This is a genomic window from Bradyrhizobium sp. USDA 4486, from assembly GCF_054057995.1.
Genome location: NZ_JBSRZV010000001.1, coordinates 3,317,822 through 3,329,981, shown reverse-complemented (window position 1 = coordinate 3,329,981; position 12,160 = coordinate 3,317,822). Strand labels below are relative to the sequence as shown.

The following is a 12,160-nucleotide window of genomic DNA, read 5'->3' as shown; positions in this document are numbered from 1 at the left end:
CGCATCGATTCAGCCAAATTCATCCCGCTCTAAGAGCGAGAACCAGGCGCACCGTCCTCGGATCGTCGCTGCGCGCCGGCCTGAAATCGGACTTCGCGAACACCCGGCGCATCGAGGCATTGCCGGACAGAACCTCGGCCGTCAGCTCGCGCATCCCCTGTTCCCGCGCGATGTCGATGAGATGCTTCAGCAGCAGGGAACCGATCCCGCGTCCTTGCCAGGCATCCACCACGACGAAGGCCATCTCGGCCTCGCCGGGCTTTGTAACCACGTATCGGCCGCCGCCGACGATCGCGGGACGATCCTGTTCCTCAACCCAGGCGGCCAGCGCGACGTGAGTGCTGAAATCGACGTTTATGAAGAAGCTTCGTTCCTTCTCCGAGAAGTGCCGCTTCATGGCGAAGAACCGGCTCTGCAGCGAGCTCGGCCCGGTGCGCTCGACCGCGGCCAGCATATCCGCTTCGTCGCTCGGCCGAAGCGCGCGAATCTCGATCGGAGTGCCGTCCTTCAGCGCGGCTTGCGCGCTGTAATCAGCGATTTGTGACATGCCGATGTCGCCCCGGCAGCTATTGGCGCGTCAAGCAAGTCGCGCCTCATAAGCCCGTTGCAGGACAAGAGCCTTCCAAGCGTGCAGGTCATCTTGACCTAGATCAACGTTCGTCCTGGCTCGCCGCCGTCAATTGTCGAACGCCACGGAGAGGTCGAAACATGTCCATCGATAAGGTGCAAATTCCGGGCGGTCCGATGTCGGGCCTCGTCGCCTCGGCAGTCGAATACATGATCGATGCGGGACAGCGCAGTGTCCTCTTCCTGGACATCATGCGCCGGCGCGGCGACCAGTACAGGGAACATGTCGCGCAGACCGCGCCGCACGTTCTGCAATATTCCGCCGAATTGATCATGGACGGCCGCAAGCTCGATGACCCCGTCAACTATGCGCTGGTGCGCATCATTCCGCCCGACAATGTCGAGATCGACATGAACCGGCGGCCGTTCGTCGTGATCGATCCGCGCGCGGGCCACGGCCCCGGCATCGGCGGCTTCAAGGCCGACAGCGAGATCGGCGTCGCCATGAAGGCAGGCCATCCCTGCTATTTCATCGGGTTCCTGCCGGATCCGATGCCCGGACAGACCATCGAGCGCATCGCGCGTGCCGAAGCCATCTTCATCGAAGAGGTCATCGAGCGCCATCCCAACGCCGACGGCAAGCCTTGCGTGATCGGCAATTGCCAGGCCGGATGGGCCCTCATGATCCTGGCCTCGCTGCGCCCCGAGCTGTTCGGGCCGCTGATCATCGCCGGCGCACCGCTTGCCTATTGGGCTGGCGTGCACGGCAAAAATCCGATGCGCTATTCCGGCGGCCTCCTCGGCGGGAGCTGGCTCACCGCGCTCACCAGCGATCTTGGCGCCGGCAAATTCGACGGCGCCTGGCTGGTGCAGAATTTCGAGAACCAGAACCCGTCGAACACGTTGTGGACCAAGCAGTACAACGTCTATTCCAAGGTCGATACCGAGGCGGACCGCTATCTCGAATTCGAGCGCTGGTGGGGCGGTCACGTCAACCTCAACGCCGAGGAGATCCAGTTCATCGTCGACGAGCTGTTCGTCGGCAACAATCTCGCCACGGGCAACATCGAGATGTCCGACGGCCAGAAGGTCGACCTCCGCAGCATCAGGTCGCCGATCGTGGTGTTCTGCTCCAAGGGCGACAACATCACGCCGCCGCAGCAGGCGCTGCACTGGATTCTCGACTGCTACGCCGATGTCGACGAGATCAGGGCCTATGGCCAGACCATCGTCTACACCGTGCACGAGAGCATCGGTCATCTCGGCATCTTCGTCTCCGGCGGCGTCGCCAAAAAGGAGCATGCGGAATTCTCCGGCAATATCGACCTGATCGACGTGCTGCCGCCCGGACTTTATGAGGCCACTTTTGAAGCGAAGGGCAAGGAGACCGCGAGTCCGGAACTGGTCGTCGGCCTGTGGGTGATGCGCTGCGAGGCTCGGACGCTCGGCGACATCCGCGCGATGGGCGGCAATTCGCCCGAGGACGAGCGGCGCTTTGCCACCGCCAAGCGCGTCTCGGAGATCAATCTCAAGGCCTATCAGAAATTCCTCCAGCCCTGGATCAAGGGCATGGTGACGCCCACGATGGCAGAGTGGGCCCACAACATGCATCCGTTGCGGCTGCAATACGAGCTGTTCAGCAGCCGAAATCCCTACATGGCGGTGGTGAAATCATTGGCCGAGAAGGCCGAGGAGGAGCGCAAGCCGGTCGCGGAGGACAATCCGTTCCTGGCGTTCCAGGAGCAGATCTCGAAGCAGATCGTTCACGCCCTGGATAGCTGGCGCGACTCGCAGGAGGCGCTGAGCGAAGCGATCTTCCTCAGCGTCTATGGTTCGCCGGCGCTGCAGGCGGCGGTCGGGATCGATCCCACCTCCGCGCCATCCCAGCGGTGTGAGATGACAGCCGAGCACCGCGCCATGCTCGAGAGGCGCATCGCTGAATTGAAGGCGCGGATCGGCAAGGGCGGCCTTCGCGAAGCGGCGCTGCGCGCCTTGCTCTATGTCGGCTCGGCGCGCGGGATGGTCGATGAACGCAGCATCGAGGCGCTGCGCCAGGTCCGCCGTGATCAAGCCGGCGCGCGCATGACGTTGTCCGAGTTCAAGATGCTGGTGCGGGAGCAGTTCTTCATGCTGCTGCTCGATCGCGAGGCGGCACTGGCCGCCATCCCGAAAATGTTGCCGGACGACGTCAATCTTCGCCGCGGCGCTTTCGAGGCGATCAAGCAGGTGCTGTCCGCGAGCGAGGACGTCACCGGCGAACGGGCCAAACGACTGCGGCAAGTTGCCGGCCTGTTTGGCCTCGACGTCAGCGAGCCTTCCGAGACGGCGTCGAATGTTGCCTCTTTCGATCCAAGGGCGAAGGCGTCGTAACACGAATTGCAGGGACCCGGAGCAACATCATGTCACCAGATGCGACGGCCACGCAGTCTCCCAGCAAGTACGATCGTCTGATCGCCGCTGCCAGGGCGATCCCGCCGGCGCCGACCGTCGTCGTGCATCCCTGCGACGAAACCTCGTTGCGGGGCGCCGTCGACAGCGCCGCGGCCGGCATCATCCGGCCCCTGCTGGTCGGGCCGGAGCGGAAGATCAGGGATACGGCCGCGAAATTCGGGTTGGACATTTCCGGCTATGATGTGGTCGATGCCGCGCACAGCGACGATGCCGCGGCCAAGGGCGTCGAACTGATCCATGCCGCGCGGGGCGAGCTTCTGATGAAGGGCAGCCTGCACACCGACGAGCTGATGCGGGCGGTGACGGCGAAGGTCGGGGGGCTCAGGACCGACCGGCGCATCAGCCATGTCTTCGTCATGGACGTGCCGGCCTATGCCGAAACCATCTTCGTCACCGACGCCGCGATCAACATCTTCCCCGATCTCGACGCCAAGCGCGACATCATCCAGAACGCGATCGATCTGTACAACCAGGCGAATTTCGGCAAATTGCCGCGCGTCGCCATCCTGTCCGCGGTCGAGACGGTGACGTCGAAAATCCCGTCCACGATCGAGGCGGCTGCGCTCTGCAAGATGGCGGACCGCGGGCAGATCACCGGCGGCCTGCTCGATGGCCCGCTGGCCTTCGACAACGCCATCGACGTCGAATCCGCGCGCATCAAGGGCATCAAGTCCGAGGTTGCCGGCCGCGCGCAGATCCTGGTCGTGCCAGATCTCGAAGCGGGCAACATGCTCGCCAAGAATCTCGCTTATTTCGCCAAGGCCGACGGCGCCGGCATCGTGCTCGGCGCACGTGTGCCTGTCGTCCTGACCTCGCGCGCCGACACTCCGCGGGCACGGATGGCGTCCTGCGCGGTCGCTGCGCTCTATGCTCATGCAAGGCGCCAGAAGGCGCCGACAGTTCCGGCGTGACCGCCATGGACAGCATCCTCGTCGTCAACGCCGGCTCGTCGAGCGTCAAGTTCCAGGTCTTCGCGGCCGAGGGTGAAGGCACGCTGCGCCGGCTGATCAAGGGCCAGGTGGACGGCATCGGCAGCCGCCCGCGTCTGCGGGCGAGTGACGCAGGCGGCGATCCCATGGCCGACCGTGCCTATCCGATCGAGGCCGTTGCGGACGTTCCGGCGGCGATGGAGATCGCGGGCGAATGGTTGCGGAACGAGGTTCGCATCCAACCTCTGGCGGTCGGACACCGCGTCGTCCATGGCGGGCCGGACTATGAGCGGCCGGTCCTGGTCGATCATGGCGTGGTGGCGCGCCTTGAACGCTTCGTGGCGCTGGCGCCACTGCATCAGCCGCACAATCTGGCGCCGATCCGTTCGATCCTCGCCAATTTCCCCGCTGTGCTGCAGGTCGCCTGCTTCGACACGGCGTTTCACCGCACGCATGGGCTGCTCGCCGATCATTACGCCATCCCGCACCAGCTCCACACCGAGGGTGTTCGGCGCTACGGCTTTCACGGGCTGTCCTACGAGTACATCTCGCGGACCCTGCCGCAGATCGCGCCCGACATCGCAAAGCGCCGGGTGATCGTCGCCCATCTCGGCAGCGGCGCATCCATGTGCGCGATGAAGGGCGGATCGAGCGTCGAGAGTACCATGGGATTCACCGCGCTTGACGGGTTGCCAATGGGCACGCGTCCCGGCCAGCTCGATCCCGGCGTCGTGCTGTATTTGATCTCCGAGAAGGGGATGACGGTATCGAAGGTGCAGGATTTCCTCTATCGCGACTGCGGACTGAAAGGTCTCTCCGGTCTCAGCAATGACATGCGCGAGCTGGAGGCCAGTCCCGATCCGCAGGCGAAGCTCGCGGTAGACTATTTCGTCTATCGCATCGGCCTCAACGCCGGCATGCTCGCCGCCGCGCTCCAGGGCCTTGACGCCTTCGTCTTCACCGCCGGCATCGGCGAGAACTCGAGCGGCATCCGCGCCCGCGTGGCGGAGCAGCTCGGCTGGCTCGGCGTCGCGCTCGATGCGGCCGAGAACGCGCGCCATGCGCGGCTGATCTCGACGGCGACCAGCCGCATCCCCGTTTACGTGGTGCCGACCGATGAGGAGCTGATGATTGCGCAGCACACGCTGGCGCTTCTGATGAACGGCCACTCGCATAATCCCAGACATGAGAGGGTGTCATGATCCCAGTATTTCCGGATAGCAAGGTCGCCCTGAAGGGAAAGAAGGGCCTCGTCGTCGGCATCGCTAATGACCAGTCGATCGCATGGGGCTGCGCCAGGGCGTTCCGGGCACTCGGCGCCGATCTCGCCGTCACCTATCTGAACGACCGCGCCAAGAAGCATGTCGAGCCGCTGGCGCAGGCGCTGGATGCGCCGATCTTCATGCCGCTCGACGTCATGGTCGAAGGCCAGACCGAAGCGGTGTTCGAGCGCATCAAGTCAGAGTGGGGCCAGCTCGATTTCCTGCTTCATTCCATCGCCTTCTCGCCCAAGGAGGCCTTGCACGGCCGCGTCGTCGATGTCGGCCGCGATGGTTTCCTGAAGACCATGGACGTCTCCTGCTGGTCGTTCCTGCGCATGGCGCATCTCGCCGAGCCGCTGATGAAGAACGGCGGCACGATGTTCACAATGACCTATTACGGCAGCCAGATGGTGGTCGAGAACTACAACATCATGGGTGTTGCCAAGGCGGCGCTCGAAGCCTCGGTTCGCTATGCTGCTGCTGAACTCGGTCCGAAGGGCATCCGCGTACACGCGATCTCGCCGGGACCGCTTGCGACCCGCGCGGCTTCAGGCATTCCGGAGTTCGACGAGCTGATGGACAAGGCACAATCCAAGGCGCCCTCGCGCAGCCTCGTCAGCATCGACGATGTCGGCAACGCCACCGCCTTCCTTGCGCTCGACGGCGCCAAGCTGATCACCGGCGCTGTGCTCTATATCGACGGTGGCTATCACATCATCGATTGATCGTGCATCCGGGCGTGGTCACGCCGGGTTGGACCGTCTGGGCGCTCGGGCTGATGATGGCACTTTGCCACTGTTTTGCCCGACGGGTCAAGGAAATTTCGACAAAACAGAAGATAAAGCAGAAAATGGCTGTGCCATCAACCCCATGCTACTGTGCATGGGGTTGTTTTCGAATTTTGTTTCAGCGGTAGTGCAGGGCGATCAGCTCGGCGATACAGGCAGGCTTCTTGCCGCCCTCGATCTCGATCACGAGGTGATAATTGACGCGCAATCCGTCGGGCGGCACGTCCTCGGCTTCGGCGACCGTGACGCGGCCGCGCAGTTTCGAGCCCGCCGGCACCGGCGCGAGATACCTGATCCGGTCCGCGCCATAGTTCAGCGTGTTGCGCAGGCCCTTCAGTCCGATCACCGTTCGGATGAACAGCGGCGCCAGGGCGAGCGAGAGCAGGCCGTGGGCGATGGTCTTGCCGCCGGGCATCTCCTTGCTCGCACGCTCCTGGTCGACATGGATCCATTGCTCGTCGCAGGTCGCCTCGGCGAACTGGTTGATGCGCTCTTGCGTGATCTCGATCCAGTCGCTGGCACCGATCTCGGTGCCGACGGCGGATTTGATCTCGTCGAAGTCGCTGAAGATCCGCATGGTCAGCCTGCTCAGAGCTTCATTTCCGGAACATTGTCGGGAATGGCCAATTCCGCCTCCGTCAGCGCCAGGACCTCGCCGACGCTGACGCCGGGCGCGGTTTCCAGCAGCGTCGCCTTGCCCTCGGGGAAGCCGATCACGGCCATGTCGGTCACGACCAGGTTGACGGGCCGGGCCGAGGTCAGCGGCAGCGAGCATTTCGCGACGATCTTCGACTTGCGCTTGGCGGCGTGCTGCATGGCGACGATGACGCGCTTGGCGCCGCTGACGAGGTCCATGGCGCCGCCCATGCCCGGCACCATCTTGCCGGGGATCATCCAGTTGGCGAGAAGGCCGTGCGCGTCGACCTGGAGGCCGCCGAGCACGGTGACATCGACGTGGCCGCCGCGGATCAGTCCGAACGACATCGCGCTGTCGAAGGTGGCAGCGCCCGGCAGCGCACTGATCGGCCGCCCGCCGGCGTCTGTGAGCAGGGGATGCGCCATCCCTTGCTCGGGGATCGGGCCGGTGCCGATCAGGCCGTTCTCCGACTGGAAAAACACCTTGAGCTCGGAGGGCACGTAATTGGCCACCAGCGTCGGAATGCCGATGCCGAGATTGACGAGGTTGCCGCTCTTCAGCTCCTTGGCGACGCGCCGGGCGATGATGATCTGCGGATCCATGGCTCACCCGTTGGTAATGAGATAGTCGACGAGCGGCGCCGGTGTCATGACATGATCGGGCGCGATGACGCCGACCGGCACGATGTTCTCGGTCGTGACGATGACGGTGTCGGCGGCCATCGCCATGATCGGGTTGAAGTTGCGCGACGTCAGCGCATAGGCGAGGTTGCCGAGATAGTCGGCGAGGAAGGCGTGCACCAGCGCGAACTGCGCCCGCAGCGCGGTCTCGAGCAGGAAGGGTTTGCCGTCGACCTCGATCTGGCGCTTGCCTTCCGCGACCAGCGTGCCGACGCCGGTCGGCGTGAGCACGCCGCCGAGGCCGCATCCGCCCGCGCGGATGCGCTCGACCAAGGTGCCCTGCGGAACGAGATCGACCGCGACCTGGTTCGCCAGCATCTGCTGCTGGGCTTTCGGATTGAGACCGATATGCGTCGCGGTCAAGCGGGAGACCAGCGCCGCGTCGAACAGCTTGCCGACGCCCTTGCCGGGCATCGCAGCGTCGTTGCAGATCAGTGTCAACCCGGTCTTCTTCTGCCGCACGAGCTCGTCGAGCAGCCGCTCCGGCGTTCCCACGCCCATGAAGCCGCCAACCATGACGCTGGCGCCTGCCGGGATCATCGCAACGGCTTCTTCGACGGAGACGGCCTTCATGATTGAAACTCCCGGTCGGCCGGCGATGAGCAGAAGGGCGGCAGCAGGTGGATGTTGGCGCGGGCCGGTTGGTCTCCTTTGATCTGCATCAAGGCTTCAGTTCATTCCGTTCCGACTGCGTCCACGCCGATGCTTGCGAGCGTCTCGCGCCAGAGCCTGCGAACGCCGGCGTGGCGCTGCTCGAGCGCCGCGCTGACGGCATCCCGATGCGCCGCGAGGACTTCACTCTTGAGGAATAGGATCTGCGCCTGCAACAGACGGCTGCTCTCGAACTCGATCCGGCGCAATGCCATGACGAACGGGTCCTGCGCATTGGCCTCGACGGGGAGCAGCGCAGCCGGCCGGATGCCAGCATGCACCGCATGCGCAAGTGTTGCGAGGTGGACCGCCTGGGCGAGGCGAGGCTCTGCGATCCCCTCGATCGGCGCAGGCAACCAGGCGGTCTCCCAGGATGCGGCCATGTATCCCAGGGCAAGATCCGGCACCCAAGACGTGGCGCGCATCAGCAGCGAGACGATCTCGCTCTCGCGATAGAACTGCGCGTTCAACTCGGTCTGCCAGGCGGCGTCGAGCTTCATCGGCAGAGTGAAGGCGAATTGCCGGGCGAGGGCGCCGTGCGCCGAGATCAGGAATGCCGCGACCCGCGTCTGCTGCCGCCGTGGAATGCGGCTGTCGAAATCGAGTGGACCGAGGAAGCCGCTCATGGCAGCGCTCGCTTGACCGGGATGGCGCGCAGATGATCGTAGCCGGGGGGAAACGGCGTGAGCTCGCCACCGGCCTCGTCCGGCGCAATCCAGACCGCTTGATTGCCTTGCCAGCGCCCGGCCAGCACGTCGTCGGCAAAGCGGGCGAGCAGATCGGCCGTCAGCGCGCCCTTCTCCAGCGTGAAGGCGTGATAGGCCTTTGGTACGATGACCAGTGAGCTATTGGGAATCTCGACGCGCAAGGTCTCGTGCAGGCTGCGCGGTGTCAGGAAATCGAACTCGCCGTTGAGGATCATGGTCGGAGCCGTGATCGCGGACAGGCGCGGCGTGAGCGGCTGGAAGTCGAGGAAAGATTCCATCAGGTTCTGGAGCGCGTAGACGTCGTTGACCAGCCAGCCCTGACGCTTGACGCCGTCGAGCTTGTCCAGCAGCGGCTTCAGCCATTGGTCCGACAGGTTCATTGGCAGCAAGAGGTCCTGGAGGTAGCTCGTGCCGCCGAGGATCAGTCCGGTGCGCAGGGCATTGCCGAGCAGCAGAAGCTGCGGCGTGAGCTCGGCGAAGCAGCTCATCGGCACGAGCCCGGACAGCCGCTCGCCGTGCGCGATGGCGTAGCGCAGCGCGATCAGGCCGCCGAAACCGATACCGCTCAGGAAGACCGGGCCGTCGCCGAGCTCGTCGATCAGGAGGCGCAGCGCGGTGACCTGATCGTCCTGGCTGATGAAGAGCGTCGGCTTGTCGGAGGCGCCCTGGCCGAGCAGGTCGAAGGTCGCGACGCGAAAGCCGCGCGCCAGCAGCGCCTCGCGATAGGCCGACCAGAGCTCGGCATATTGCGTCAACCCGTTCACGAGCACATAGGCCGGGGCATCCGCCGGCCCGTCCAGCTCATAGCGGATCCGGTATGAGCCATGACGGAGGAAGGGCATTGCGCTGGCCGGCGGCGGTTTCGAATGCGCGATCCTCAAGCGTCGGCAGTCAAATTCCATTGAGTTAGATCAAAGCTGGCCCGGCCGTCCTGCCTAGCGTCTCGCCAAAATGCGCGTGGGAGGATTGCGTCATGATCGCGAGAGACATCGTCAAGCGCTGCTTGATCAGCCTGGTCGTGCTGCTGGTCGGCACGGCGCTCGCAGTCGCACAACCCTTCACGCGGCGTTCGTCGCAGGTGCAGCATGACGGTTTGAAGAAAACTTACGAGATCGCCAACTTCCGCCTTGGCGGCAAGTATGATCTGTCGGATCCCTCGAAATGGGAGAACGGCGGCGAGGGCGGCGTCACGTTGGAGTCGCTCGGCGCCAGCAAGCTGCGCACCGCCTACATCGCTATCGGCAACGCCCGGCGTAACGCGGCCGGCGAGATCACCAATGCCGTCGTGATCAACTCCTACTATTCCGGCGATTCCACCGACATGTACGAGCAATGGGTGAAGGGCGCCGCACTATCGGGCGGCGTGCCGATCATCGGTCCGGGCCGGCCGATCGACACCGACCGCTATTACGTCATCATGGTCGATCCGCTCGGCACCTGGGGCGCCAGCAAGCCGTCGGACGGACTCGGCGTCAAGTTTCCGCAGTACAGCTACTACGACATGGTGCAGGCGAATTACCGCCTGCTGCGTGACGAGCTGAAGGTCGCGCGCATCGCGCTGGTGACCGGCGTCTCCATGGGCGGCACGCAGACTTATGTCTGGGGCGTGATGCATCCGGAATACATCAACGCCCTGATGCCGATCGGCGGCACCACGCAATCGGATGGTGACGACCCCGTCGGCAACTGGACGTTTCAGATGATGACGGCGGCGATCCAGTCCGATCCCGTCTGGCAGTCCACCAACGGCGACTACTACAAGCTGCCCAAGGAGAAGCATCCGGTCCCGGGCGTTGCGTTCGGCTGGTCGATCCTCGGCATGACCGGTTACGACTTTGCCTTCCGCACGACCCAGAGCTGGGCGGCCGTGCAGCCGGAGATCTTCTATTGGGACCCACCGAACGAGAAGGCGGGATTGAACGTCACCAACCGCGCCAAGCTCTATGATGCCGTCGACCTCGTCTGGCGCAACCGGGTCGGCGAGACGCACAATATCAACCCGTATCTCGGCCGCATCCAGGCCCGCACGCTGGTGATGCACATCACCAACGACCTCTGGCTCAACTTCAAGCTGGCGCAGAAGGCTGTCGATCGCGTGCCCGGGGCCGACCTGATCGCGCAGGAGAGCCCGGTCGCGCATTACGGCGTGTTCCCCATCATCAACCAGCGCAAGAACGATCCGAAGTTCGTCGCCTTCATGGACGACGTGGCCGCGCTCGATCGCGCGCAGAAATTCGTCGACAAGAATTACCGCGTGCCTGGCGTCGCCGAGAACATCGATCCCAAGAAGTCGTTCTGGAAGGCGTATGTGACCTATCCCTATCCGGTCAAATTCGCCAGCGCCAAGGACAAGAGCGGCAACTCCTGGGAAATCGGCTACATGGACGAGTATGCCGGCGCCGACAAGGATCCGAAGGTGCTCGTCATCATCCACGGTAAGGGCGCGTTCGGCGGCCACTACGGCAACATCATGCAATACGCGCTGCACAGCGGCCTGCGCGTGATCGTGCCCGACCTGCCGCATTACGGCATGTCGGGGCCCGGCAATCTCGACAAGAGCCTGGCCCGCACGATGCAGGACATGCGCGAGGTGATCTACGACCTCGTCGTCAACCAGCTCGGCGTCAAGAAAGCCTACTATCTCGGCCATTCGCTCGGCGGCCAGTTCGTCGTGGGCTATGCCCTGACCTGGCCGGATGCGGTGCAGGGCCTCGCCCTCGAAGCGCCATCGGGCCTCGAGGAATATCCGCGCGAGATCACCATTGCGAAAGACAAGAAGGCGCCGCTGTTCGATCCGACCCTCGGCCGCGACTTCGACAAGTGGAAGCAGGTCTGGGACCAGACCGGCATCCTCGCCGCGGAAAAAGCGCGCGACGAGCTGAACATCCGCGACTTCTTCTATTTCAAGAAGCGTGACCCCGGCACCGGCGCGGTGTCGGCGGCGAAGAGCGGCTACTTCTTCAGCGACAGCGAATATGCCCGCCTTCACACCGAGCAGCGCGTCGGGCTCACCAAGGGCAACCCGAAGGAGCTCGAGCAGTGGTGCAACGTCTTCATCTTCGACATCTACACCATCGGCGCGGAGCTGCAGCAGGATGATCCCAAGAATCTCTATGAGCGGGTTATCCAGATCAAGGCGCCGATCTTCCTCGCGTTCGGCGACAAGGAGCCGTTTATCCCGACCCCCGCATTCAACGGGCTGACCGACCTTGGCCGCGATGTCATCACGCCGTTCATGACGCGAATGACGAAGGCGGGCAATCGGCCGATGCTCAAGATCTATCCGGAGACGGGGCACTTCATCCACACCGACAACCCCGTGGAATATTCCGCCGATGTCGTCGACTTCGTGATCAACGGAACTGTCGACACCTCATCGCCGCTCGGCACCGACCGCATGATCAAGGGCGCGGTGGCATCGGCCTTGCCGCTGGCGCCCACGCCGCCCGGCGCGGCGCCGACGGCCGGTCTCAACAAGTAGGACCTGC

At 64.2% G+C, this 12,160-nt stretch carries 11 protein-coding genes; 5 read left to right on the top strand and 6 right to left on the bottom strand.

Annotated elements, in window-relative coordinates; all coding sequences use genetic code 11:
• Nucleotides 1-19 precede the first annotated feature (19 nt).
• Nucleotides 20-547 carry an N-acetyltransferase family protein gene (locus tag ACVWY3_RS16470; protein ID WP_456839386.1) on the bottom strand — a complete coding sequence of 176 codons (528 nt, stop codon included), beginning with the start codon at nt 545-547 and terminating at the stop codon, nt 20-22.
• A 161-nt stretch (nt 548-708) separates the two neighbouring features.
• Between ACVWY3_RS16470 and ACVWY3_RS16465 the strand changes: the two genes are divergently transcribed.
• From ACVWY3_RS16465 to fabI, 4 genes are read left to right on the top strand one after another with little or no spacing between them, the layout of a single operon-like run.
• On the top strand, nt 709-2,937 hold the full coding sequence (locus ACVWY3_RS16465; RefSeq protein ID WP_456839385.1) for a DUF3141 domain-containing protein: 2,229 nt from the start codon (nt 709-711) through the stop codon (nt 2,935-2,937).
• A gap of 29 nt (nt 2,938-2,966) precedes the next feature.
• Nucleotides 2,967-3,929, top strand: a complete 963-nt coding sequence (locus tag ACVWY3_RS16460) for a phosphate acetyltransferase (RefSeq protein ID WP_456839384.1) — start codon at nt 2,967-2,969, stop codon at nt 3,927-3,929.
• A 5-nt stretch (nt 3,930-3,934) separates the two neighbouring features.
• Nucleotides 3,935-5,149 (top strand): acetate/propionate family kinase, encoded by a 1,215-nt coding sequence (locus tag ACVWY3_RS16455; RefSeq protein WP_456839383.1) that lies wholly within the window; start codon nt 3,935-3,937, stop codon nt 5,147-5,149.
• Nucleotides 5,146-5,934, top strand: coding sequence for an enoyl-ACP reductase FabI (gene fabI, locus ACVWY3_RS16450; RefSeq protein WP_456839382.1), 789 nt, complete (start codon nt 5,146-5,148; stop codon nt 5,932-5,934). The genes ACVWY3_RS16455 and fabI overlap by 4 nt, the downstream gene beginning before the upstream one ends.
• Nucleotides 5,935-6,115: 181 nt before the next feature.
• Here the strand turns inward: fabI and ACVWY3_RS16445 are convergent, their stop codons facing one another.
• From ACVWY3_RS16445 to ACVWY3_RS16425, 5 genes are all read right to left on the bottom strand, one after another.
• Nucleotides 6,116-6,574, bottom strand: coding sequence for a MaoC family dehydratase (locus ACVWY3_RS16445; RefSeq protein WP_456839381.1), 459 nt, complete (start codon nt 6,572-6,574; stop codon nt 6,116-6,118).
• A gap of 11 nt (nt 6,575-6,585) precedes the next feature.
• Nucleotides 6,586-7,236, bottom strand: coding sequence for a 3-oxoacid CoA-transferase subunit B (locus ACVWY3_RS16440; RefSeq protein WP_456839380.1), 651 nt, complete (start codon nt 7,234-7,236; stop codon nt 6,586-6,588).
• A 3-nt stretch (nt 7,237-7,239) separates the two neighbouring features.
• Nucleotides 7,240-7,887: a CoA transferase subunit A gene (locus ACVWY3_RS16435; protein WP_456839379.1), complete on the bottom strand. Its 648-nt coding sequence runs from the start codon at nt 7,885-7,887 to the stop codon at nt 7,240-7,242.
• A 101-nt stretch (nt 7,888-7,988) separates the two neighbouring features.
• Nucleotides 7,989-8,591, bottom strand: a complete 603-nt coding sequence (locus ACVWY3_RS16430) for a hypothetical protein (protein WP_456839378.1) — start codon at nt 8,589-8,591, stop codon at nt 7,989-7,991.
• Entirely contained in the window at nt 8,588-9,514 is a 927-nt protein-coding gene (locus ACVWY3_RS16425; protein ID WP_456839377.1) for an alpha/beta fold hydrolase, read from the bottom strand. The genes ACVWY3_RS16430 and ACVWY3_RS16425 overlap by 4 nt, the downstream gene beginning before the upstream one ends.
• A gap of 131 nt (nt 9,515-9,645) precedes the next feature.
• Between ACVWY3_RS16425 and ACVWY3_RS16420 the strand changes: the two genes are divergently transcribed.
• Nucleotides 9,646-12,153, top strand: a complete 2,508-nt coding sequence (locus ACVWY3_RS16420) for an alpha/beta hydrolase (protein ID WP_456839376.1) — start codon at nt 9,646-9,648, stop codon at nt 12,151-12,153.
• The last annotated feature ends 7 nt before the right edge of the window (nt 12,154-12,160 follow it).

Bases quoted from the DNA above. Each gene is read 5' to 3' on its own strand.
- ACVWY3_RS16425 (WP_456839377.1), bottom strand. From the start codon at position 9,514: ATGCCCTTCCTCCGTCATGGCTCATACCGGATCCGCTATGAGCTGGAC.
- ACVWY3_RS16420 (WP_456839376.1), top strand. From the start codon at position 9,646: ATGATCGCGAGAGACATCGTCAAGCGCTGCTTGATCAGCCTGGTCGTG.
- ACVWY3_RS16445 (WP_456839381.1), bottom strand. From the start codon at position 6,574: ATGCGGATCTTCAGCGACTTCGACGAGATCAAATCCGCCGTCGGCACC.
- ACVWY3_RS16430 (WP_456839378.1), bottom strand. From the start codon at position 8,591: ATGAGCGGCTTCCTCGGTCCACTCGATTTCGACAGCCGCATTCCACGG.
- ACVWY3_RS16440 (WP_456839380.1), bottom strand. From the start codon at position 7,236: ATGGATCCGCAGATCATCATCGCCCGGCGCGTCGCCAAGGAGCTGAAG.
- ACVWY3_RS16455 (WP_456839383.1), top strand. From the start codon at position 3,935: ATGGACAGCATCCTCGTCGTCAACGCCGGCTCGTCGAGCGTCAAGTTC.
- ACVWY3_RS16435 (WP_456839379.1), bottom strand. From the start codon at position 7,887: ATGAAGGCCGTCTCCGTCGAAGAAGCCGTTGCGATGATCCCGGCAGGC.
- ACVWY3_RS16465 (WP_456839385.1), top strand. From the start codon at position 709: ATGTCCATCGATAAGGTGCAAATTCCGGGCGGTCCGATGTCGGGCCTC.
- ACVWY3_RS16470 (WP_456839386.1), bottom strand. From the start codon at position 547: ATGTCACAAATCGCTGATTACAGCGCGCAAGCCGCGCTGAAGGACGGC.
- ACVWY3_RS16460 (WP_456839384.1), top strand. From the start codon at position 2,967: ATGTCACCAGATGCGACGGCCACGCAGTCTCCCAGCAAGTACGATCGT.
- fabI (WP_456839382.1), top strand. From the start codon at position 5,146: ATGATCCCAGTATTTCCGGATAGCAAGGTCGCCCTGAAGGGAAAGAAG.